This is a genomic window from Flavobacterium anhuiense (assembly GCF_004151235.1).
Taxonomy (GTDB): Bacteria; Bacteroidota; Bacteroidia; order Flavobacteriales; family Flavobacteriaceae; genus Flavobacterium; species Flavobacterium anhuiense_A.
This window is the reverse complement of the sequence record NZ_JUIV01000011.1, coordinates 135,878-159,783: the sequence shown is the minus strand read 5'-3', so window position 1 is coordinate 159,783 and position 23,906 is coordinate 135,878. Positions and strand designations below refer to the sequence as shown.

At 34.4% G+C, this 23,906-nt stretch carries 21 protein-coding genes; 8 read left to right on the top strand and 13 right to left on the bottom strand.

All coding sequences use genetic code 11. From position 1 onward, the window contains the following. Positions 1-299: 299 nt before the first annotated feature. Genes glmS through NU08_RS14425 form a run of 3 tightly spaced genes read right to left on the bottom strand, consistent with a single transcriptional unit; the run spans position 300 to position 4,641 of the window. On the bottom strand, positions 300-2,150 hold the full coding sequence (gene glmS, locus NU08_RS14435) for a glutamine--fructose-6-phosphate transaminase (isomerizing) (RefSeq protein WP_129747877.1): 1,851 nt from the start codon (positions 2,148-2,150) through the stop codon (positions 300-302). Between the two features lie 9 nt (positions 2,151-2,159). Then, entirely contained in the window at positions 2,160-3,812 is a 1,653-nt protein-coding gene (locus NU08_RS14430; RefSeq protein ID WP_129747876.1) for a DUF4270 domain-containing protein, read from the bottom strand. 22 nt (positions 3,813-3,834) lie between these two features. Further along, entirely contained in the window at positions 3,835-4,641 is an 807-nt protein-coding gene (locus tag NU08_RS14425; protein WP_008465476.1) for a glycogen/starch synthase, read from the bottom strand. Between the two features lie 106 nt (positions 4,642-4,747). Between NU08_RS14425 and panC the strand changes: the two genes are divergently transcribed. The 5 genes from panC (at position 4,748) to NU08_RS14400 (ending at position 10,819) form a co-directional block, all read left to right on the top strand. Then, positions 4,748-5,596, top strand: coding sequence for a pantoate--beta-alanine ligase (gene panC / locus NU08_RS14420; protein WP_129747875.1), 849 nt, complete (start codon positions 4,748-4,750; stop codon positions 5,594-5,596). A gap of 14 nt (positions 5,597-5,610) precedes the next feature. Then, a complete protein-coding gene (gene panD / locus NU08_RS14415; RefSeq protein WP_008465481.1) occupies positions 5,611-5,961 on the top strand; it encodes an aspartate 1-decarboxylase in 351 nt (116 codons plus the stop codon). A gap of 203 nt (positions 5,962-6,164) precedes the next feature. Next, entirely contained in the window at positions 6,165-7,319 is a 1,155-nt protein-coding gene (locus NU08_RS14410; protein WP_129747874.1) for an alpha/beta hydrolase, read from the top strand. Then, the gene (radA, locus tag NU08_RS14405) at positions 7,319-8,680 is read left to right on the top strand and encodes a DNA repair protein RadA (RefSeq protein ID WP_095930311.1); all 1,362 of its coding nucleotides are present in this window, start codon (positions 7,319-7,321) and stop codon (positions 8,678-8,680) included. Before NU08_RS14410 ends, radA begins: the two co-directional genes overlap by 1 nt. A 174-nt stretch (positions 8,681-8,854) precedes the next feature. Next, positions 8,855-10,819, top strand: a complete 1,965-nt coding sequence (locus NU08_RS14400; protein ID WP_129747873.1) for a transglycosylase domain-containing protein — start codon at positions 8,855-8,857, stop codon at positions 10,817-10,819. Between the two features lie 289 nt (positions 10,820-11,108). Here NU08_RS14400 and NU08_RS14395 read toward each other — a convergent pair whose 3' ends face one another. The 3 genes from NU08_RS14395 to NU08_RS14385 all read right to left on the bottom strand — a co-directional run bounded on the left by NU08_RS14395 (position 11,109) and on the right by NU08_RS14385 (position 14,223). Beyond that, the gene (locus tag NU08_RS14395) at positions 11,109-12,146 is read right to left on the bottom strand and encodes an aldo/keto reductase (RefSeq protein ID WP_129747872.1); all 1,038 of its coding nucleotides are present in this window, start codon (positions 12,144-12,146) and stop codon (positions 11,109-11,111) included. A gap of 260 nt (positions 12,147-12,406) precedes the next feature. Beyond that, complete coding sequence (locus NU08_RS14390; RefSeq protein WP_129747871.1) at positions 12,407-13,351, bottom strand: flagellar motor protein MotB; 945 nt, start codon at positions 13,349-13,351, stop codon at positions 12,407-12,409. Between the two features lie 110 nt (positions 13,352-13,461). Further along, complete coding sequence (locus NU08_RS14385; protein WP_129747870.1) at positions 13,462-14,223, bottom strand: exodeoxyribonuclease III; 762 nt, start codon at positions 14,221-14,223, stop codon at positions 13,462-13,464. 118 nt (positions 14,224-14,341) lie between these two features. On the opposite strand from NU08_RS14385, the gene NU08_RS14380 reads away from it, so the two are divergent. Next, positions 14,342-16,144, top strand: coding sequence for a GNAT family N-acyltransferase (locus tag NU08_RS14380; protein WP_111377625.1), 1,803 nt, complete (start codon positions 14,342-14,344; stop codon positions 16,142-16,144). A 64-nt stretch (positions 16,145-16,208) separates the two neighbouring features. Here NU08_RS14380 and NU08_RS14375 read toward each other — a convergent pair whose 3' ends face one another. The 4 genes from NU08_RS14375 to NU08_RS14360 form a co-directional block, all read right to left on the bottom strand. Beyond that, entirely contained in the window at positions 16,209-16,589 is a 381-nt protein-coding gene (locus tag NU08_RS14375) for a DUF805 domain-containing protein (protein WP_129747869.1), read from the bottom strand. 195 nt (positions 16,590-16,784) lie between these two features. After that, positions 16,785-17,063, bottom strand: coding sequence for a TM2 domain-containing protein (locus NU08_RS14370; RefSeq protein WP_095930301.1), 279 nt, complete (start codon positions 17,061-17,063; stop codon positions 16,785-16,787). Between the two features lie 15 nt (positions 17,064-17,078). Beyond that, positions 17,079-17,579 (bottom strand): DUF805 domain-containing protein, encoded by a 501-nt coding sequence (locus NU08_RS14365; RefSeq protein WP_317126362.1) that lies wholly within the window; start codon positions 17,577-17,579, stop codon positions 17,079-17,081. A gap of 107 nt (positions 17,580-17,686) precedes the next feature. Beyond that, positions 17,687-18,637, bottom strand: a complete 951-nt coding sequence (locus tag NU08_RS14360; RefSeq protein WP_129747868.1) for a 2-hydroxyacid dehydrogenase — start codon at positions 18,635-18,637, stop codon at positions 17,687-17,689. 241 nt (positions 18,638-18,878) lie between these two features. Between NU08_RS14360 and nhaA the strand changes: the two genes are divergently transcribed. Both nhaA and NU08_RS14350 read left to right on the top strand, forming a co-directional pair. Further along, complete coding sequence (gene nhaA / locus NU08_RS14355) at positions 18,879-20,027, top strand: Na+/H+ antiporter NhaA (protein ID WP_129747867.1); 1,149 nt, start codon at positions 18,879-18,881, stop codon at positions 20,025-20,027. Further along, positions 20,024-20,563, top strand: a complete 540-nt coding sequence (locus tag NU08_RS14350; RefSeq protein ID WP_129747866.1) for a hypothetical protein — start codon at positions 20,024-20,026, stop codon at positions 20,561-20,563. The genes nhaA and NU08_RS14350 overlap by 4 nt, the downstream gene beginning before the upstream one ends. A gap of 291 nt (positions 20,564-20,854) precedes the next feature. Here the strand turns inward: NU08_RS14350 and proC are convergent, their stop codons facing one another. The 3 genes from proC to rsmA all read right to left on the bottom strand — a co-directional run bounded on the left by proC (position 20,855) and on the right by rsmA (position 23,861). After that, complete coding sequence (proC, locus tag NU08_RS14345) at positions 20,855-21,631, bottom strand: pyrroline-5-carboxylate reductase (RefSeq protein ID WP_066033286.1); 777 nt, start codon at positions 21,629-21,631, stop codon at positions 20,855-20,857. A 111-nt stretch (positions 21,632-21,742) separates the two neighbouring features. Then, entirely contained in the window at positions 21,743-23,092 is a 1,350-nt protein-coding gene (gene mgtE / locus NU08_RS14340; RefSeq protein WP_008465512.1) for a magnesium transporter, read from the bottom strand. Continuing rightward, positions 23,076-23,861 carry a 16S rRNA (adenine(1518)-N(6)/adenine(1519)-N(6))-dimethyltransferase RsmA gene (gene rsmA, locus NU08_RS14335; protein ID WP_129747865.1) on the bottom strand — a complete coding sequence of 262 codons (786 nt, stop codon included), beginning with the start codon at positions 23,859-23,861 and terminating at the stop codon, positions 23,076-23,078. Before rsmA ends, mgtE begins: the two co-directional genes overlap by 17 nt. Positions 23,862-23,906 lie beyond the last annotated feature (45 nt).

Here is a 23,906-nt window from a genome sequence, read left to right as displayed (position 1 = left end):
TTTTTTGTTAGTATATATAGCCAAAATACACAAATATTTTAATATGTATAAAAAAACGTTAAATAAAATTGATATTTATCACGATTTTATACAATATTTTAACTATTCACTAATTCATTTTATTAAAATAAAAACAAATAAAACCTAAAGAAAAATCAGTTTACTATGCATACATATAAATTTTTATCAAAAAACTGAAAAATTCACAAAAATACATACGCTCAAAAAAATTTTTGACAATAAAAAAAAGCGAGACCTAAATCTCGCTTTTTTAACATATTTAATATTTAAAATAGAATCTATTCCACAGTAACCGACTTCGCTAAGTTACGAGGCTGGTCAACATTACAACCTCTCATAACCGCAATGTAGTAAGAAAGCAATTGCAACGGAATTGTTGTAACTAATGGTGACAATGCATCTGAAGTTTCTGGAATTTCGATTACATAATCTGCCAATTCACGAACCTGAGTATCTCCTTTTGTAACTACAGCAATAATTTTACCACGTCTTGATTTAATTTCCTGAATGTTACTTACAATTTTATCGTAATGTCCTTGTTTTGGCGCAATAACAATAACAGGCATTAATTCATCAATTAAAGCAATTGGACCGTGCTTCATTTCAGCAGCTGGATACCCTTCTGCATGGATATACGAAATTTCTTTCAACTTCAATGCGCCTTCTAAAGCAACAGGGAAATTATATCCTCTACCTAAATAAAGACAGTTTGGCGAATCTTTAAAAGCAGCTGCAATTTCTTTTGCTTTATCATTTGTTTCTAATGCTTCCGCAACTTTGTCTGGAATGATTTCCAATTCTTGAAGATACGTGTGGAAATCTGTATTTGATAAAGTTCCCTTAGCTTTTCCTAATCTTAAAGCAATCATTGTTAAAACAGTGATTTGAGTAGTAAAAGCTTTTGTAGAAGCTACTCCAATTTCTGGCCCTGCGTGCGTATAAGCTCCTGCATGGCTTTCTCTAGAAATAGAAGAACCAACCACGTTGCAAACTCCAAATACAAACGCACCGTTTTCTTTAGCCAATTTAATAGCCGCCATAGTATCTGCAGTTTCACCAGATTGTGAAATAGCAATAACTACGTCATCTTTATTGATAATTGGGTTTCTGTATCTAAACTCCGAAGCATATTCTACTTCAACAGGAATACGTGTAAATTCTTCAAAAATGTATTCTGCTACTAAACCTGCATGCCAAGAAGTTCCGCAAGCCACGATTAAAATACGTTTTGCGTTTAAGAATTTCTCCAAGTTATCTTCAACACCAGCCATCTGAACAATTCCCTCATTTGCATGAAGTCTTCCTCTGTAAGTATCTTTAATTACACTTGGCTGTTCGTAGATTTCTTTAAGCATGAAATGGTCATACCCTCCTTTTTCAATCTGCTCCAAGTTCATTTGAAGTTCTTGAATATAAGGATCTACTAAAGAGTCGTCTTGGATTTTTCTAATTTTGATAGGCTTATGCAATCTGATATTAGCCATTTCACCATCTTCTAAATAAACAGCATTAGAAGTATATTCAATAAATGGTGAAGCGTCAGAGGCAACAAAATACTCCCCTTCTCCAACTCCAATTGCCAACGGACTTCCTAATCTAGCCGCAACAAGTTCGTTTGGATTTTTTTTATCAAAAACAGCAATTGCATATGCACCAACAACTTGGTTTAACGCAATCTGAACCGCTTTACCTAATTTAATATTTTCTTTCTTTTGAACTTCTTCTATTAAATTAACTAAAACCTCAGTATCTGTATCTGATTTAAAAGTATAACCTCTTTTGATAAGCTCCTCTTTCAAAGGCGCATAATTCTCTATAATTCCATTATGAATGATTGCCAAATCACCAGAATTAGAAAGATGAGGATGCGAGTTCACGTCATTTGGAACCCCATGAGTAGCCCAACGCGTGTGTCCAATTCCAATGTTTCCGTTTGTTGTAAAACCTTCATTGGCTTTAGCCTCAAGATCGGAAACTTTACCTTTTGTTTTGCAAACTTTAATGCCCGACTCTTCGTCATACAGCATAACGCCGGCACTATCATATCCTCTGTACTCAAGACGCTTTAATCCCTTTATTACAATAGGATAGGCATCTCGGTGACCGATATATCCAACAATTCCACACATATATATTTATTAATTTGGTTTCGTGTAGTATACTTCGAGTCTCAATCTTTTCTTTTCTTGTTCAGAATCAGGTGAACCACCTTTCTTTCCTCCAAATAAGACTGTACCCAAAGGATTCATAACTGATGTTCTTGGTGCTACAGAAAAATATTCAATTGGATCATCATTAATTTGAATCTTGTTCTTCAACGCATTAAACGTAAGCATTGTAGCACTTTGAGAAACAACCAGTCCTAAATCAACATTTTTAGCCGTCGCATCCTTAATTAGATTACGAAAATGGCTTGTGATTCTAATTTTATAACTCTTCCCTCTTTTGTCAGAACCTACAGTAATCAAGCCTCCATAAGCAGAAGAAGGATCGCTAGAATAATCTGCCAAAACAGTATTATCTGTAAAATTATACAAATACACTCTATTTGGCTCTTCAGTACCTGTCATTTTAGTGGCATCAATATAGAATACTAAGTTAGCTTCGTTAACTTTCCAGTTTTTGTTAGCCACATTATATCTAATTTCATCTAATTCATCAGGAACCTTATTTGACGCATTTACCACATTACCTTTTTCATCATATCCCATCACATCCGTCTGATTAAAAAGCTTTATAATAGCTAAAGATCCTTGACCGCCTTTTAGATAAAGTTTTTCATCTCCAACAGTTTTATTAACGTTAGTAGTTATAGCACTTTCGTACTCAGGATTTCGTGCATCAGCCAGAAAATTAGCTGTATTTGATGTTGCCGCCGAAGCACCTTTTAAATTCAATACGATTTTCTTACTCTCTACATCTGATGTAGCCTCTGTTTTGGCTTTGTAAAAAATTGTAATTTTACCTTCGCTAAAATTTATTAAAGCCATGTTGCTTGGACTAGATCCAGATTTTTCAACATTAAAATATAAACCTTTAAAATATTCCTGAAAAACATCTTCAGCCGCAAGTTTTGAAGCATCCGCTTTTAATATTTTATCTTGAAAAAATTGCGTATTAAGATGCAAAGTCATCTGAGGCTTTTTTCTTTCTGTCGTTACAGTTTTATCCGAATTAGTTGTTTTGATTACAATTTCTTTCGAACTAAAATAAAACTCATCATTCTCTAAAGCTCCACCATTATTTAATCTTTCCCCAACTTTCTTATTTGAGAATTCATTATTTTGATCTGTATAATAAAACTGTGGCAACTGATTACCCCCACTAAAATAACTATTTCTCATCTGAATTCCAGATTCATAAACACTTAATTTTAGTTTTCCATTTTTATCTCCGTAAATAGAATCTAATTCATAGGTACTGTCTCCCTCTTTACCAGTAGCTATAACATGACTGAAATAAGGAATCTCTATTTTAACACTATCAACAACTGGAGCTATTCCAATAGTCGGAGGATAAGATTCAAGCCCTACTTGAGTCACAAAATTTGCAGTCGTAGTTCCAAAAAGAGGATTATCAAAAATACCAAGCGCATTTGGCGTCATATTATTCGACTGGACAGGAGTAACTTCTTGATTAAAAGCTAAAACATCATATTTTTCAGATTCAAGTCCAAAGTGATCATCTCCAACCAAACCGTCACCAATTGCATTAAAATCTTTGTCACAAGAGTATAGAAAAATAGCCATTACAGCCAAAAGAGTTTTCTTAAAAAAAGAAGTTTTATACATGTCTAATAATAAAATTTAAAATTTAAAGTCCAAATGTTCTGTAGAAATTTGTATAAGCATCTGCAAATCCATCTTTCCCGGCGAAAGGTAAAAAAGGTTTTCCTGAAGATTCTATAAATTTTGTTAAACTTGGAGAAACATTTTCTGATGCAATAATTACACCATCAGAATGTAAGATGCTAGCTTTTAAAACATTCTCGTAATTTGGAGTTTCTAAATCTGATACGGCTTCATGAGGAACACCGTCAAATTTAACTTTATTGATCATTTCTAAATCTAAATTTTCATCAAATGATTGTCCGTAAACAGAAGTGATGATTTTAGTTTCAGAAAACAAGGCTTCATGTTTATAATAATGCTTCATATAAATTGGAAGCATTGCCGCAAGCCAGCCATGAACATGTATAATATCTGGAACCCAGTTTAATTTTTTTACAGTCTCTACAACACCTTTTGCAAAGAAAATGGCTCTTTCGTCATTATCAGGATATAAAGCACCTTCTTCATCTGTAAAAGTGGCTTTACGTTTAAAGTATTCGTCATTATCGATAAAATAAACCTGGATTCTCTCTTTCGGAATAGATGCTACTTTGATAATCAACGGCATGTCTAAGTCATTCACTACCAAATTCATCCCTGAAAGTCTAATCACTTCATGCAATTGATGTCTTCTCTCATTGATATTCCCATATCTCGGCATGAAAATTCTTATCTGACCGCCTTGATCATTAATCATTTTCGGAACGTCATAAGACATTAAAGAAACCTCATTTTCAGCCAAATAAGGCACGACTTCAGATGATACGTATAATATCCTCTTATCTTTCATAATAGTATTTTACTTAATTTTGGTAATAAAAACGTCGCAAAATTACAAAATTTTATGCAGTTTATAACTAATATATTATGTTTGCATAAATTTTAATAATACCTCAATGCATATTTTCTACAGTAAAGCAGCGTTGATAGCCTATCTTAAAACTATCAAAACCGCAAATTCAACTATCGGATTTGTACCAACAATGGGCGCTTTACACCAAGGACATTTGGCTTTAATGCAACGTTCGTTAAAAGAAAACGATGACACAGTAGTGAGCATTTTTGTCAATCCAACACAATTTAACAACCCAGAAGATTTAGCAAAATATCCTAGGACGCTAGAAGAAGATGTTAAGAAAATGCGTACATTAAGTGATAAAATCATTTTATACGCACCTTCAGTCGAAGACATTTATGAAGGAAATACCGTTTCGCAGACTTTTGATTTCGACGGATTAGAAAACCAGATGGAAGGAAAATTCAGACCTGGTCATTTTAATGGTGTTGGAACAATTGTAAAAAGGCTTTTTGAAATTGTAACTCCAACAAATGCTTATTTTGGAGAAAAAGATTTTCAGCAATTACAGATTGTTAAAAAATTAGTAGAAAAAACTGGATTGCCTGTAAACATTGTTGGGTGTCCAATTTTTAGAGAAGAAAATCAGCTTGCAATGAGTTCTAGAAACGAACGTTTGACAACTGAAGAAAGAAAAAACGCTTCAATTATCTACAAAACTTTAACTGAAGCAAAAGAGATTTTTCAAAATCATAGTCCGCAAGAAACAATCGAATTTGTAGAAAATTCTTTCAAAGACAACAAAGAATTTGAACTAGAGTATTTTGTTATTGCTGACGAATCTACACTTTTACCTATCAATCAAAAAGAGAATGACAAAAAATACCGAGCATTTATAGCGGTATTTGTTAATTCTATAAGACTGATAGACACCATTTCATTAAATTAATCTAACTTTGCATCATGCAAATTCAAGTTATAAAATCAAAAATTCATCGTGTTAAAGTAACCGGAGCCGATTTAAATTATATTGGCAGTATTACTATTGATGAAACGCTACTAGAGGCTTCAAACATTATTGAAGGCGAAAAGGTATCTATTGTTAACATCAATAATGGCGAACGTTTTGAAACTTACGCTATTAAAGGTGAAAAAAATTCAGGCGAAATCACTTTAAACGGTCCTGCTGCAAGAAAAGTTCAAAAAGATGACATCATCATTATCATTTCTTATGCAACCCTAGATTTTGAAGAAGCAAAAACCTTCAAGCCTTGGATTATTTTCCCGAACGAAAATGACAATTCTTTAACCTAAGATTTTCTTTTTCTTACCGAATTTCCCTACTTTGTCAAAAGCCATTTTTGAACAAAACATCTTTCTTTTGCCTCAATCCAAACTGGTTCTGATGCTAAAACACTGTGCTTCAATTTTTACCTCAATTAACAAAGAAGCAAATAAAATAGTATATTGCTACACTATTTTCAATACTTTTTTAATTTACTGAAATGCCACAAATCATGAAAAAAGTTTACCTACTGACACTTTTGATTTCGTTCTCGTCGTTTGCCCAAAAAACGTTCGACAACATTAAATCAGAAAAACTGGGAGAAGAACGCAGAATTACGATTGGACTTCCTGCTTCTTATGAAGCAAACAAAGAAAAAAAATATCCTGTTCTTTATTTATTGGATGGAGATTACTTATTTGATCCGTTTTCTGGAGCCATAAGTTATGGAACTTATTGGGATGACATTCCAGAAATGATCATCATCGGAATTCATCAAAACAAAGATGAAGAACGCTACGATGACACAACAATTGATCAAAACGAAGGACTTCCTTTTGAAAAAGGAGCAAAATTTTTCGAATTTATAGGAGCAGAATTAATTCCTTATATCGAGAAAAAATATCGCACCACGCCTTTCAGACTTATTGCGGGTCATGATGTAACGGCAAGTTTTGCTAATTTTTATTTGTATAAAGAAATTCCGCTTTTTAATGCATACATCTGCTTAAGTCCAGAGCTTGCTCCAAAAATGGAAGTGCGTATTGCAGAGAAATTTGCTAAAATAAAAAGCCCTATTTTCTATTACCTTTCTGCTGGAGAAGGTGATATCAAGAAAATTAAAGAACCAATAGATAAATTAAACAGTAATATTAAAATCGCTAATAATCCGTTAGTGAATTATAAATATGATGTTTTCAAAGGCGCAACACATTACACAGAAGTATTGCATTCTATACCAAGTGCATTGTACCAGATTTTTGAAGTATATAGACCTATAAATTCTGCCGAATACAACGACAAAATTGCGGTTCTTCAAGAAGGTTATGCAGAATATTTAGAAAAAAAATATGCTACAATGTCTGAAGCTTTAGGAGTTCAAATTCCTGTTCGAATGAGCGATTTTAAAGTAGTAGAAAATCTTATTTTAAAAAGAAATGCCTATAGCGAACTAGGAAAAATGGCTGAAATAGGAAATGTAAATTACCCTAAAGCCATGTTGGGAGAATATGAATTAGGATTAATGTATGAAAAACAAGGTGATCCTAAACACGCTTCGAAAAAATACCAAAACGCTTCTCAAATGGAGCCAATTGGCGATTTGAACAAAGACATGATGTATGAGAAAATTGACGAAATGAATACACTTGCTAAAAAAAGTAAATAATGTCAAAAGTTAAAACTTCCTTTTTCTGCCAAAACTGCGGAACCCAATATGCCAAATGGCAAGGGCAATGCAACGCGTGCAAAGAATGGAATACGATTGCCGAAGAAATTATCCAGAAACAGGATAAAGTAGCTTGGAAAAGCGAACCTACTCCAACAAGCAAAGCGCCAAAACCTTTAAAAATTAACGAAATTGATTCTACACAGGAAGTTCGCATGGATACTACCGACAGCGAATTGAATCGTGTTTTGGGTGGCGGACTTGTTCCTGGATCTTTAACGCTTTTGGGCGGTGAACCCGGCATCGGAAAAAGTACACTTTTACTTCAAGTATCATTAAAGTTACCTTATAAAACATTATACGTTTCTGGAGAAGAAAGTCAGAAACAGATAAAAATGCGTGCCGAAAGAATAACGCCAAATAGCGATAACTGCTATATTTTAACGGAAACCAAAACGCAAAACATATTCAAACAAATTGAAACCATTCAGCCTGAAGTGGTCATTATTGACTCAATTCAAACTTTGCACACTGACTACATCGAATCGACTGCAGGAAGCATTTCTCAGATTCGTGAAACCACCGCAGAACTAATCAAATTTGCCAAAGAAAGTAATATTCCCGTAATCTTAATTGGGCATATTACTAAAGACGGAAATATCGCTGGACCAAAAATCTTAGAACATATGGTTGATACTGTACTTCAATTTGAAGGCGATCGAAATCATATTTATAGAATTTTACGTTCGCTAAAAAACCGTTTTGGTTCAACTTCTGAACTTGGTATTTACGAAATGCTTGGTAGCGGATTAAGAGAAGTTTCAAATCCTTCCGAAATTCTAATTTCGCATAAAGACGAAGAACTTTCTGGAACTGCAATTGCTACAACTTTAGAAGGCATGCGCCCGTTAATGATTGAAATTCAATCTTTGGTTAGCACAGCAGTTTACGGAACGCCTCAAAGAAGTACAACAGGCTACAACGCCAAAAGGCTAAATATGATTCTGGCTGTTTTAGAAAAAAGAGCAGGATTCCGTTTAGGAGCAAAAGACGTTTTCCTGAATGTTACAGGCGGAATTTCTGTTGATGATCCTGCCATTGACTTAGCCGTTGTTGCCGCAATTTTATCTTCTAACGAAGATATTCCGGTTGGAAAAGGTTTCTGTTTTGCCGGCGAAGTCGGACTTTCTGGTGAAATTCGTCCTGTTAATCGTGTAGATCAGCGCATTCAGGAAGCTGAAAAATTAGGTTTCGATACCATCTTTGTTTCCAAATACAATAAAATTGCTTTAAAAAACACAGGAATTAAGATTGAGCTTGTTGCAAAAATTGAAGATGTGGCAAGTATCCTTTTTGGTTAATTTTTTCTTTTTGCCACAAATTACACAAATTAAACACGAATTTTATTTTAAATTTAAAATCTGAATTTATACATTTTACATTATCTAAAATTAATTCGAGAAATTCGCGCAATTCGTGGCAAAAAAACAATACTACGTTTCAAAAATTTCTAAATTCTTTTGAAAACCAACTTTATGAATTTTCCAAAACAAAAAATATACAAGGCATTAAAAATACTAGGAATAGTAATTTTAGCGCTTTGCATCGGACTGTATTATTTTCGTAATTCACTTTTAAAACAAGCCATCGCAAAAGTTACCCACAAAATGGCTGTTCAATACAACAGTAACTTTTCTGTAGAATCGGCTTCGTTTGATGGTTTATCGACTATAAAATTAACAGATGTAGTTCTAGCTCCAATAAATGCTGATACGCTCGTCAAAATAAAAAATGTGGAAACGAGCATTAGTTTAAGCAACTTATTGATTGGAGATGTTCAAGTCGGAACTCTAAAAGTAGACAATGGCTATATTCAATTAGTAAAAAAAGGCAAAAAACGAAATTTTGATGCTTTTCTAAAAAGAGATCGCGAAGAAACAGAATCTAACGAAAAACGAAAGTATGCTTCATTTGCTTACAGAATCATTTCTAAAGTATTGAATTTAGTTCCAACTGATATGGATCTGAAAAACTTCAAGTTCAAAATCGACGACAACGGAAAACAAACCAATATTGATGTCGATAAATTGGTTTTAAGCAATAAACAATTAGAAACAAATCTGCATGTTCAAGCTAAAGATTTTGACCAGCGTTGGAACATCAAAGGATTTGCCGATCCACGAAATAAAAAAGCTGATATTCGATTTTTCAATTTAGATACCGAAGCCATTCGCGTTCCATATCTTGACGAAAGATACAATCTTAAAGCAAGTTTTGATTCTATTCGATTAAATCTTGAAAATATTGACAAAAGCGGAAGCGAATTGCATATTGATGGTTATACTTCGATTACCAATCTTAAAATCAATCATCCGAAAATTGCGAGCAAAGATGTGGTGATAAAAAATGCCCGTTTTGATTATCGATTCTTACTAGGCGATAGTTTCATTTCTATTGACAGCAGTTCAACAATGCAATTGAATAAAATTAAAGTTCGTCCTTACGTTTCGTATGATACTGAAAAAGACACCATTTATACTTTGAAAGTAAACATTCCGAAAATGAAAGCGCAGGATTTCATCGTTTCCCTTCCTGACGGTTTATTTACACACTTTCAAGGAATGCAGGCAACTGGAAATTTCGATTACAAACTGGATTTTAAATTCAATAAAAACAAACCAAACACACTTGTTTTTGACAGTAAGCTGAACAAAGAAGATTTAAGAATTACGAAATACGGTGAAGCCGATTTAAACAAACTAAATGGCGAATTTGTATATCGTGCCATTATTCAAAACGTATTGCAAAGACCTATTTTGGTTGGAAATGCGAATCCAAATTACACTCCTTTGGATCAAATTTCACCTTATTTAAGAAAATGTGTTTTAACGACAGAAGATCCTTCTTTCTTCTCTCATCGTGGATTCATAAACGAAGCTTTCAAACAATCGATTCTGAAAAACATTAGAACGAAGAAATTCTCGCGCGGTGCCAGTACGATAAGCATGCAGTTGATTAAGAATGTCTTTTTAACTCGAGAAAAAACGCTTTCGCGAAAGCTTGAAGAAATTCTATTGGTTTACATTTTAGAAAACAACCGAATTGTAAGCAAAGAAAGAATGCTGGAAGTATATTTCAACATTATCGAATGGGGACCAAATGTGTACGGAATTGGAGAAGCCAGTCATTTTTACTTCCAGAAAAGCCCTTCAGCTTTAAATGTAGATGAATGTTTATACTTGGCAACGATTATTCCGAAACCAAGAAAATTCATGTATCAGTTTAATGATGAAGGAAACCTAAAAGATTATGCTATAAAAAACCAGAAATTCTTAAAGAATTTGATGTTCAGAAGAGGGCTTTTAGTTCCTGAAGATACTATTGGAATACTGCCAGTTTATATTTCTGGAAACGCGCGTTCATTAATCAAAATTAAAGTTCCAGATTCGACTGCAGTCAAAACAGATTCTTTGGCTGTTGATGATGAATTTGATTTGTAATTTTCTGCCACGAAGGCACTAAGGCGCAAAGTTTTTTGAATAGCCCCTAGCTTAAGCTAAGGGAATATGATTGAAATAGAAAAGGGTTTTAGCCAAACTGATAAAGTTTGGCTAAAACCCTTTGATTTGCGTTTATATTTTCATCCAGCTAAAGCTGGACGCTATTGAATTTAATACATTAAACTTAGCGACTCTGCTCCCGATAGCTATCGGGATTGCGAGATTAAAAAAACTTTGCGCCTTAGTGCCTTCGTCGCAAAAAAACCAGCGTCTTCATGGCAAAAAAACTTTAAGGAGCAGGATCAGGAATTATAGCCTGAACCGCATCAATTTCAGCCAAGATTTGCTTAGAAAGCGTAACATCAATCGTATCAATATTTTCTTTTAATTGCTCCATAGTTGTAGCACCAATAATAGCGCTTGTCAAGAATGGCTGTTGCAATACAAATCCCATTGCCAATTGCGTTAACGTTAAACCATGTTTTTTAGCGATTTCCTGATACAATTTAGTCGCTTCTGTGCATTGATTGCTATTGTAACGTTTGTATTGCGGAAAAAGGTTTATTCTTGCTTTTGGGTGACTTTCTCCCGTCAAGAATTTCCCAGTCAAAACTCCAAAGGCTAAAGGAGAATATCCCAACAATCCAACATTCTCATATTTTGAAACTTCTGCAGAATTCACTTCAAACAAACGGTTCAATAAAGAATACGGATTCTGAACAGTTTTGATTCTTGGCAGATTGTTGTATTTGCTTTCTTCCAAAAGGCGCATCATTCCCCAAGCGTTTTCATTTGAAACCCCGATGTGTTTGATTTTACCTTCTTTGATTAATCCGTCAAAAGTTTCAAGGATTTCTCTAAAGTTATCTTCCCAAACATCATCATGTCCGTGAAAAGCACGCTGTCCAAAATTATTCGTTTTTCTTTCTGGCCAATGCATTTGATACAAATCGATATAATCGGTTTGAAGTCTTTTTAAACTTTGCTCAACAGCAAATTTGATACTTGCTGGCGAAAAATCCAATTTCTCACGCATATATCCAAAATTCGGATTTGGTCCAGCAATTTTAGAAGCCAAAATCACTTTATCTCTATTTCCTGATTTTTTAAACCAAGTTCCAATAATTTTTTCTGTGCTTCCGTAAGTTGCTTCACTCGCAGGAACCGAATACATTTCAGCTGTGTCAAAGAAGTTTACTCCTCTTTCCAAAGCATAATCCATTTGTTCGTGTCCTTCTGCTTCTGTGTTTTGCTGCCCGAAAGTCATTGTTCCAAGGCAAATTTTACTAACTTTTATATCGGTGTTAGGTAATGTTGTGTATTTCATTTTTTTTAAGGTTCTGAGTTGCTAAGATTCTAAGGTTCTAAGTTTACCTTCTTAATTTTTTTTAGAGATCAAAGATACAAAGGGATTTTTCAAATTTAAATTTGATAAAGGTTAAAAAAAGTACAAGATTCTTTTTAAAGATATTAAGGTACTAAGACGCTAAGATTCTAAGTTTTTTTATTGCCAATAAAAAAGGATTCAAGTAAAACTTGAATCCTTTTTTAAATCTTAGCATCTTAGTATCTCAGAACCTTAGCAACTTAATTAATACTATTAAGCATCTCCGCAATCTCATCTAATCTAGGAGTCAAGATAATTTCGATTCTACGGTTTTTGGCTTTTCCTTCTGGAGTAGCATTGCTAGCTAAAGGAGAAAACTCGCTTCTTCCTGCTGCAGTTAATTTTTGTTTATTGATTTTTGGGTTTTCACTCAAAATCGCTACAATTGCCGTTGCTCTTTTAGTAGATAAATCCCAGTTGTTTGCAATAGGTCCAGAACCAGCGTACGGATCGTCATCTGTATGTCCTTCAATTAAAACAGAAAGATCAGGATTGTCGCCTAAAACTTTTCCAAGTTCTACAACTGCTTTTCTTCCTTCAGTTCCAACAGCCCAGCTTCCTGAATTGAAAAGTAATTTGTTTTCCATAGAAACATATACTTTTCCGTTTTTATGTTCAACTGTTAAACCTTTACCCTCAAAACCAGTTAATGCTTTAGATAAAGTTTCTTTCAATTTACGCATTGCTTCTTCTTTAGCTGCAATCATATCTTCAAGTTCTTTCAAACGATTAGCCGTTTTATCCAAACGAGCTTGTTCATCTGCAAGAGCTTTTCCTTTTGCTTCCAACTGCGCTAATAATTCACGGTTTTTAGCCATGTTTTTCTCTAATGCATCATTGCTGTTTTTCTCCAATGCATTATACGAATCCTGAAGCACTTTATATTTCTTTTGTTCGGCAGCAAGATCAGCTTTTTGTTTTGCCAAATCATCATTAGCATTTGCTAAATCTTTAGTCAATTTATCACGATCGGTTTCTAACTGATTCTTCGCTTTCTTTAAACTTTCGTTTTCATCAGCGATAGAACGGTTTTCTTTTTTCAAATCAGAATATTTTGTTTCAAGATCATTGTAAATTTTCTTAGAAACACATGACGTTGTGGACAAGGCTAATGCCAATAATCCGATGGAGGCTTTTTTAATCATCTTACTTTAATTGGTTTTTATTTTAGGCGTTTAAAATCTCACAATTTCAAAATTCAAAATCAATTCTTGAATTTAAACCACCTTTCTCTCAACAAGAACAATACCAAAAATTAATCAATTTCGACTAAAATAGGGCAATGATCTGAATGCATTGCATCTGGAAGTATAACCGCTCTTTTCAATCTATTTTCTAACACATTGCTCACCAAATTATAATCGATACGCCAGCCTTTGTTATTTCCTCTTGCTCCCGCGCGGTAACTCCACCAAGAATAATGATGCGGCTCTTTGTTGAAATGGCGGAAACTGTCAATAAAACCAGATTTCATGAATCCATCCAACCAAGCACGTTCTGCAGGAAGAAATCCTGAAACCGTTTTATTGCGAACTGGATCGTGAATATCTATGGCTTCGTGACAGATATTATAATCTCCGCAGATAATTAAATTCGGAATCGTAAGCTTCAATTCGTTTATATAATTCTGGAAGTCATCCATAAACATAAATTTATGATCCAGTCTTTCAATGTTTGTTCCAGACGGAAGATATAAACTCATTATAGAAACATCGTCAAAATCTGCGCGAAGATTTCTTCCTTCAAAATCCATGTGATGAATTCCTGTTCCGTAAACAATATTATTCGGTTTTGTTTTAGAAAGAATTGCTACACCGCTGTACCCTTTTTTGGTTGCTGGATAGTAATATTGAAACGGATAGCCCGCAGCCGTAATATCATCTACCGGAATTTGATCCTGTGTAGCTTTTATTTCCTGAAGACATATTACATCAGGATTTGCTTGCTGCAGCCACTCGATAAACCCTTTGTTTATTGCCGCTCTAATTCCATTTACATTATAAGAAATAATTTTCATCAGTGATTTTTTTAGGATTCCAAATGTAATAAAAAAGTGCAAAGTTTATCTTGGAAACAATGAAAAGTAGACTTTTTTGTTATCTTTGTTCGCTGTTCTAATAAATTAAAAGTACTACATGGGTTTAGTTACCGCGAAAGAAGTTGCAAAGGCAATAAATGTTGAAAAGTACGGAGTTTTCGGTACCTTTTCTGGCTGGATTCTTATGAAGGTTCTTAAGATCTCGACCCTTAATAAAATTTACGATCGTAATAAACATTTGGAAGACCTTGACTTTTTGAATGGAATTTTGGACGAAATGGAAATTAAGTTTGAAATCCCAGAAGAAGATTTAAAACGTCTGCCAAAAGATGGTGCGTATATAACCATTTCAAATCATCCGCTTGGAGGAATTGATGGAATTTTGCTTTTGAAATTGATGCTTGAAAGAGAGCCAAATTTCAAAATCATTGCCAATTTCTTATTACATAGAATTGTTCCGATGAAAAAATACATTATGCCGGTTAATCCTTTTGAAAATCACAAGGATGCAAAATCGAGCGTAATTGGAATTAAAGAAACTTTGCGCCATTTAAGTGACGGAAAACCGTTGGGAATTTTCCCTGCTGGTGAAGTTTCAACTTATAAGGACGGTAAATTAGTAGTAGACAAACCTTGGGAAGAAGGTGCTCTTAAACTAATCAGAAAAGCTAAAGTTCCTGTAGTTCCTATTTACTTTCATGCCAAAAACAGTAAATTATTCTACTGGCTTTCTAAAATTGATGATACTTTACGTACTGCAAAATTACCTTCTGAGCTTTTGACTCAAAAAGACCGCGTAATTAAAGTGCGTATCGGAAAACCAATTTCTGTTAGCGAACAAAATGAGATCGAATCTTTTGAAGAATACTCAGAATTCTTGAGAAAGAAAACCTATATGCTGGCAAATCCGTTTGAGAAAGACACCAAACTGATTGACACAGCAAGCCTTAAAATACCAAAAGCGCCTAAAAAAATTGTTACGCCTGCAAGCGAATCAAAATTGATTGATGAAGTTCAGGCATTACGTGATAGCGACAGCAGGTTTTTACAAAGCAAAAACTATGAGGTTTTCTTTGCAAGCGCAAAGGAAATCCCTAACATTTTACATGAAATTGGACGTTTACGCGAAATTACTTTCCGTGAAGTTGGTGAAGGAACAAACGAATCTATTGATATTGACGAATATGATCAATATTATCACCATATGTTTTTATGGGATGATGAAACCAAAAAAATCGCAGGTGCCTATCGTATGGGATTAGGTTCTGAAATCTATCCAAAATACGGAATTGAAGGTTTCTATCTAACTGATCTTTTCAGATTTGAACCAGAACTTCACGACATGATGCACAAATCAATCGAAATGGGGCGTGCATTTATCGTAAAAGAATATCAGCAAAAACCAATGCCTTTGTTCTTATTGTGGAAAGGTATTATTCATACCACTTTACGTCATCCAGAACATAAATATTTAGTTGGAGGTGTAAGTATCAGTAATCAGTTTTCAGATTTCTCTAAATCGTTGATGATTGAGTTTATGAAATCTAATTATTACGATCCGTATATTGCGCAGTATATTCACCCGAAAAAAGCGTACAAAGTAAAACTGAAAGACGCCGACAAAGATTTCATTTTCGACGAAGCAGAATCTGATTTGAATAAGTTTGACAAAATCATTGACGAATTGGAACCAGGAAACTTACGTCTGCCTGTTTTGATTAAAAAATACATCAAACAAAATGCGAGAGTAGTAGCTTTCAATGTTGATCCATTATTCAATAATGCAATTGATGGTTTAATGTACATTAGAATTGCAGATATTCCAGAAAGCACTATGAAACCTGTTATAGAAGAGTTTCAGATTGAATTGGAAAAGAAATTGTCTGAGAAGGAAGATTAATAAAACTTAAAAAGCCGTTTCAAAAAATTGAAACGGCTTTTTTTATTAGTAAAAATAGAAAGATTTACTCTTTCCCTATTTCATTGATTTCTTCTAATTGATTCTTAGGGTCTGCACCGTATTGATTTGGGCCTTTTTCACCTTCTGTGCAAGCTAAAATTAAGTTGTAAATTGGAATAAGTATATACCATCCGCTTTTTGCGACATCATGCATTCTTCTAACGGCAACAGCTAATGATGGAATTAAAACTAACAAATTATATACTAAACTTAATATACCAGTCTTTCCTGGACCAAAAGTTAAACCAGCAACACCATCAATCACACCTAAAGCTATATATATAATAGCGTTCACTAGGGTAAACATCCAATATTCTTGTCTTCTAGCTCTTCCGCTAAAATTTGCGTAGTTCTCAAAAACTACCTTTTTGTACATTTCTAACATAACAAATCTTTTAAAATTTCCCTACTCTTAAGGATTTTCGGTTTCTCCTTTACTTTTTAACTAAGCGCAAGGTTACCTACTATTCATTTAATTTTCAGGACATAAAAGTCAAAATTGTATTAGAAAACGACATTTTTAAGCATAAAAAATCCCATTCATTTCTGAATGGGATTTAGAGATAAATATATTTTTCTTTTAAAACCAGCCTTTTTTACCAACTTGGTATGTTTGGTAAAAATCTTCATCTGATTTTGTCAAGTAGATAATTCCTTCAATGAATCCAATAATACTACCAACTCCGCAAGTTACGATTGTAATTACAATTTGGATGATTCCTTCTTGAGTGTATCCTAAGATAAATTTGTGGATACCTAAATATCCAAAAATTATTCCCATAATTCCTGCTAATACTTTTTTATTCTCTTGTCTTGGTTGAGATGGTGTATTCCAGCTTTCTGGTTTTGTAGTTTCCATTTTTATATTATTTAGTTAATTATTAATTCCGATTTCATCAATTTCTTCAATGGTACTTTTAGGATCTGGACCATAATAGTTTTCACCATGCTCCCCTTCTGTTATTAACAGAACTAATATCCAGATAGGTCCTGCTAAGGGAATTAAAGAAACCAAAACTGTCCAGCCGCTTTTGCCAATATCATGTATTCTTCTAACTGTAACAGCCAAAGATGGAATGATAGAAGCTATCGCATAAAGGCAAAACAATCCTACTGCAATTGAAAGACCTGCTGTTGTACCTAGAATTGCCGTTAGTATCCCTCCTAAAAAAATAAATACAAAAAATAAAAGTGCTGTTGCAAGACGGAAATACCAATATTCACTTCTTCTAGCTCTACCACTAAAGTTTGCATAGTTATCAAACATGGCAGTTTTATACCATTCAATCATAATTTTTAAGTCGTTTGTTTTTGGGCCTACTCTTCGGATTTTCGGCTTTCTCCAAACTTCAAAAACAAATCTATTTAGACTCATTCTTTTAAAATTCGGAAACAATATTATTAAAAATTAACAAATAAAACTAATCTCGCTAAATAAAATTTACAAGAAAAAACTCGTTATTAAATTCTAAAGGCTGTAGGCTAGTTTTTGCCGTACACCGCTTTAATTTTGTCAACAATTACCTGCGCCAGACGCTCATGACTTTCAAAAGTCCAGCCTGCAATATGAGGTGTCAGCAAGACATTTTTAGCTTCCATAAGATATTGAAGCGCTTCGGGCGTATTGTTTTCTTGAAATAAGGTTTCAAAAGAAAGTTTTTCATATTCCAAAACATCCAAACCAGCCCCTAACACTTTTTTCTCTTTCATTGCTTCAACCAAATCGGCTGTAACGATGTTTTTACCTCGTGAAGTGTTTATAATCCAAAATGGCTTTTTAAACGCATTTATAAAGGCCCTGTTAACCATTTTATCCGTTTCTGGTGTCCAAGGAAGGTGAAGACTTAAAACATCTGCTTTTTCGCGTAATTCTTCCAAAGAAACTTGTTTGGCATTTTCGTCGCCCACATTATCCAAAATATCATAGCATAAAACTTCTGTTTCAAAACCTCGTAATTTTTTGGCAAAAGCTTTTCCCATATTTCCGTAACCGATAATCCCAACTGTTTTTAAATCCAATTCATGACCACGATTGCTTTCACGATTCCAATGCCCCGCTTTTACTTCTGCATCGGCTTGATTTAAATTATTAAACAATGACAAAATCATTCCTAACGAATGTTCTGCAACAGCATTGCGATTTCCCTCAGGAGCAGCAATTAGATGAATTCCTTTTGCAGAAGCATATTCACAATCAATACTTTCCAGACCTGCGCCAACTCTTGCAATAAATTGCAACTTTGTTGCAGCATCCAAAAAAGTCTTGTCAATCTTGAATCGGCTTCGAATTACGATTCCGTTATAATCTTGAATTTTTGCTTCGATTTCTTCTTTTGAAGATTTAAAATCGGCGTGGTTTTCAAAACCAGCTTCTTCTAATTGATTCCAAAGAATTGGATTATTACTGTCGATATGAAGAATTTTTATGCTCATTTATTTAGAATTTTTAGAAACACAAAAATACGGGAAATGTTTAAGATTTCTTTTGAGTCATATATTTTAATCTCGTAAAATCACAAAGTCACGAAGAAATAATTTAACACCAAAAAACATAAAAAACTTTGTGCCTTTGTGCCTTCGTGGCAAATGTATTTTTATTGCTCGGATTTTTTTTTAACTTTGAAAGAATAAGGATTCCGCATCCATCATATAAATCTTCAGAAAATCTTCCCTAATGAAACTTACCAAGACTTTTAAAGCCTTTTTTGAAAACGAAAAATCGGGAGGAATTATCTTGCTCTTTGTCACGATTTTATCTCTTTATCTCGCTAACTCTTCTGTTCAAGTTCCGTACGTTGCTTTTTGGGAAAAGGAAATTGCAGGACATTCTATAACAGATTGGATCAATGATGGATTGATGACTATTTTCTTCCTTTTAATCGGATTGGAGTTGGAACGCGAGATTTATCATGGAGAATTATCTAATATTAAAAATGCTTCTCTGCCAATTATGGCGGCTTTTGGAGGAATGCTAGTTCCTGCAGCAATTTTCTTGGCTTTAAATTACGGTACAACCACACAAAACGGAGCCGGAATTCCGATGGCAACCGATATTGCTTTCGCAATCGGAATCTTATCACTTCTAGGGAACAAAGTTCCTGCCTCATTAAAAGTCTTTTTAACCGCTTTGGCTGTTATCGACGATTTGGGCGCTATTATCGTTATTGCCGTTTTTTACACCACATCAATTTCTTTTTTAAATCTTGGAATTGCTCTCGGAATCTGGTGTCTATTATTTGTTTTAAACCGAATGAAAGTTCATAATCTGATTCCGTATTTAATTGGCGGAGCCATAATGTGGTATTTTATGCTTAATTCTGGCGTTCACGCAACCATTACGGGAGTTATTTTAGCATTTGTAATTCCGTTTGGCGATGGCGGAGAAAAAACCTCTTCGTATCGATTACAGCATTTTTTACATCAGCCTGTTGCGTTTTTTATTCTTCCGTTATTTGCAATTGCCAATACGGCTTTAACAATCACTGAGAACTGGCATGAAGGTCTTAATCACGTTAATACATACGGAATCATTCTCGGACTTGTAGTGGGCAAACCGCTTGGAATTTTGCTTTTCTCTTCTGTTGGCGTAACATCTGGTTTGTGCATGTTGCCTAAAAACTTAAAATGGGCACATATTTTAGGAGCAGGAATGCTGGGCGGAATTGGTTTTACCATGTCAATATTTATTACGGTTCTTGCTTTCAAAAATCCTGAAGTCATTGTTTTCTCCAAAATAGCGATTCTTATTGCTTCTTTCGTAGCAGGTTTAGCAGGCTTTTTATATCTAAAATATATTCTGAACAAAAAAACTAGTAATGGATGATTAACAATCAAAAATTAACTCGCCTTTCATTTCTATTGCCGTTAGGACTAATTTTATCCTGTCATCAGAAAACAGAGAAAGTTTTGGAAGAAAAAGCAGCAAAAACAGTTGCTGTTACAAATGAAAACCTTGCTCCTTCTGCTAAAGATTCTATTTCTGGAACTTATATTTCTAATGCTGAAGACTGCAATATCTCATTGACTATTTCGAAAGATAAAAAGGATTACAAGTACACTTTTACGACTCAAAACAGAAATTTAAAAGGAAAAGCTGTTTTTTCTAAAAGCAGTTCTGGCGAAAAATATATTTCTTTAGAAGGAATTCAATGGGACGAATACGAAGGCGATATCAGCAATGAAGATGATACTGATTCTGATAATTCTAAAGATTTAGAAATCCCAGTTGGTATTGATGCTTTGTATGTAAAAGACACTTTGACGATCCAGAATTATGGAAATGCAATGAATTCGTATACTAAGATTTCTGAGTGCGGGTTGAAATATATTCAGCTCATTAAAGCAAATTCCAAAAAGTAAAAATTCCAAATTCCAAGCTATTCGATAATATCTGTCATTCTGAGAAACAAAGACACGAGCGATAGCAAACTGGCGAAGCAATCCCAGTAGAAACTCCCCATTCAAAATCGTCAATCTTTGTCGACTTACTAATGTGATTCTTCGTTCCTCAGAATGACAAAACTGTGGTTAATTTTGTAAAACAAAAAATTCCAAACCCCAGTTTTAAAATTGGACCCGAGCGTTAGCGAACAGGCGAAGCAATTTGGAATTTAAATATTGAAATTTAAAATATTAGAATTTCTTTAAAACCTAACCTTTGATTTGTTTCAGAGAAGTTTTGATCCCTTTGATTAATGACGAACTGAAACCATTGTGCTCCATTTCATTCAAACCAACAATTGTACAGCCTTGCGGTGTTGTTACACGGTCAATTAATTGTTCTGGATGCACTCGTTCTTCTAAAAGCATTTTAGCCGCTCCTTTTACCGTTTGAGCTGCAATTGCTAAAGCGGTATTAGAATCAAAACCAATTTCGATTCCTGCCTGCATAGATGCACGAATATAACGCAATGCATATGCCGTTCCGCACGCACCTAAAACAGTTGCTGCATCCATTAGTTTTTCATCAATTACAGGAGCCGTTCCTAAATCTTGAAATAAATCAACAACGGGCGACGCATTTGATGCATATTTTTCAGGGAAAGAAATACAAGTTGCCGATTCTCCAAACTGAGCCGCAATATTTGGCATAATGCGCACTACAGGATACTCATAATTGGTTTTAGACTGAAGCATATCCAAAGACAATCCGCTAACTGCAGAAGCAATGGTTTTGTTTTGGATAACTGGCAGAATTTCGGCTAAAACAGTATCTACCTGATACGGTTTTATGGTTAAGATTACAACATCAGCTTCCTGAATATTGTGTTTATTATCGTTAGAAACTGTAATCCCATATTCTGATAAATATTGAATACTTGCAGTGTTTCTTCTAGTGACAGTAACTTGGTTGTTTTTCGAGAATTTAGCAATTCCCAAGGCAATAGAAACCCCAAGGTTTCCTCCTCCAATAATGTGTACTTTCATTTTGGTTTGGCTTTAATTTATTTCTGGTTGGTAAACAGCATTTTCCGCCTGCAAATTACGCAGATTTTAGAGATTTTAAATCACTGCAAAAGGCTAATTTGTGGCAAAAATCTAGAATCCAAGAATCAGATTTGCTACTCCGAAGTATAACATGATTCCGAATACATCGTTGGTCGTTGTGATAAACGGACCAGTTGCAATCGCAGGATCAATTTTGTTTTTGTTCAAGAAAAGTGGCACCAAAGTTCCTAAAGTTGCGGCAAAAAGAATTACCACAATCATAGAAATAGAAATGGCAAATCCTACTAAATACTGCTGATACATGATAGAATGATAGCCCAATAAAAGCAATGAAATAATACTTCCTGAAATCATCGAAACGGTAATTTCTTTCGTGAAATAACCGCGGCTAAAATCTTTTAAAGTTCCATTAGCCAAACCTTGCACCACGATTGCTGAAGCTTGAACGCCAATATTCCCTGCTGTTGCAGATAATAACGGAACAAATATGATTAAAGTAGAATATTTTTGAAAAGTACCTTCGTTTCCTTTCAAAACAAAAGAAGCCACAATTTCGATCACCATTCCGATTAAAAGCCAAGGCAAACGCGCTTTGGTTAATTCGTAAACACTGTCATTCGACTCAACGTCTTGTGTAATACCCGCAGCCAACTGATAATCTTTATCAGCTTCTTCCTTGATTACGTCAACGATATCATCGATGGTAATTCTTCCAACCAATCGGCCCAACTCGTCAACAACCGGAATAGCCTCTAAGTCGTACTTCTGCATGATACGAGCTACTTCAACATCTTCGGTATCAACTTTTACAAAATTTAATTTTCGGATATAAACGTCACCAATTTGAGTTTTGGTCGAAGAAGTCAATAAATCTTTTAGTGACAATCTTCCTTTTAATCGGTTTTCATCGTCAACCACGTAGATTGAATGCACTCTAGAAACATTCTCTGCCTGAATTCGCATTTCTTTCACGCAGGTCAAGACAGTCCAGTTTTCATTCACTTTTACAAGCTCTTTTCCCATCAAACCTCCAGCCGTGTTTTCGTCGTAGCGCAAAAGATCAACAATGTCTTTAGCGTGCTCAACGTCGACCAGCTCAGAGATTACTTCTGCTTTTATTTCCTGCGAAAGTTCGGCGATAATGTCGGCAGCGTCATTGGTTTCAAGCTCATCAAGCTCTTCTGCAATTTCCTTTGGCGAAAGTCGGCTTAAGATGTTTTCACGCAGATCTTCTTCCAATTCCAGAAGAATTTCGGCTGTTTTATCACTATCTAAAACCTTGAAGATATAGGTTGCCTCATCGAAATCTAATTCGTCTAAAATTTCGGCAATATCGGCATGGTGCAGATCATTAAGCAAAACTTCCAGTTCACTGTCGTTTTTCTTATTGATTAGCTCCTCTAACTGATGTATAAATTCTTTACTAACTTTGAACTCCATTGGCTTCTATTTTTAGAGTTAGTTCAATAAATTCATCTACGCTAAGCTGCTCCGGACGTTTATCAAAGATAGTGTCTTCTCGCAAATTGTCTGATAAATTTAATGTTTTCAAACTGTTACGTAATGTTTTTCGTCTCTGCTGAAAAGCGGTTTTTACAACTGTAAAAAACAACTTTTCGCTACAAGGAAGACTGTAATCTTCCTTTCGGGTCATTCTCATCACACCCGATTTCACCTTGGGCGGAGGAATAAAAACGTTTTCATTAACCGTAAACAGGTACTCTGTATCATAGAAAGCCTGAGCTAAAACTGATAGTATTCCGTAGGTTTTTGAGCCTTTCTTTTCGCAGATGCGCTCGGCTACTTCTTTTTGGAACATTCCAGAAAACTCTGGAATCTGGTCTCTAAGCTCTAATGTCCTAAAAACAATCTGAGAAGAAATATTGTACGGAAAGTTGCCGATTATGGCAAACTGTTTATTTTGGTAAACTTCATTTATATTATACTTCAGGAAATCCTGAGAGATAATCTTGTCTTTTAATTTTGGATAATGTGCATCCAAATACGTTACAGATTCTGTATCAATCTCAATAACGTGTGTAGTAATTGGCTTTTCAAGTAAATATTTGGTAAGCACACCCATTCCTGGCCCTATTTCTAAGACCTCATCATATCCTTTAAGACTTAAAGTATCTGCAATAGCCTTTGCGACACTTTCGTCTTTAAGAAAGTGCTGTCCTAAATGTTTTTTTGCTTTTACTTTTTCCATTTCATTTCTTGTTTGCCACGAGGCTGCAAAAGTATTCTTTTTTTG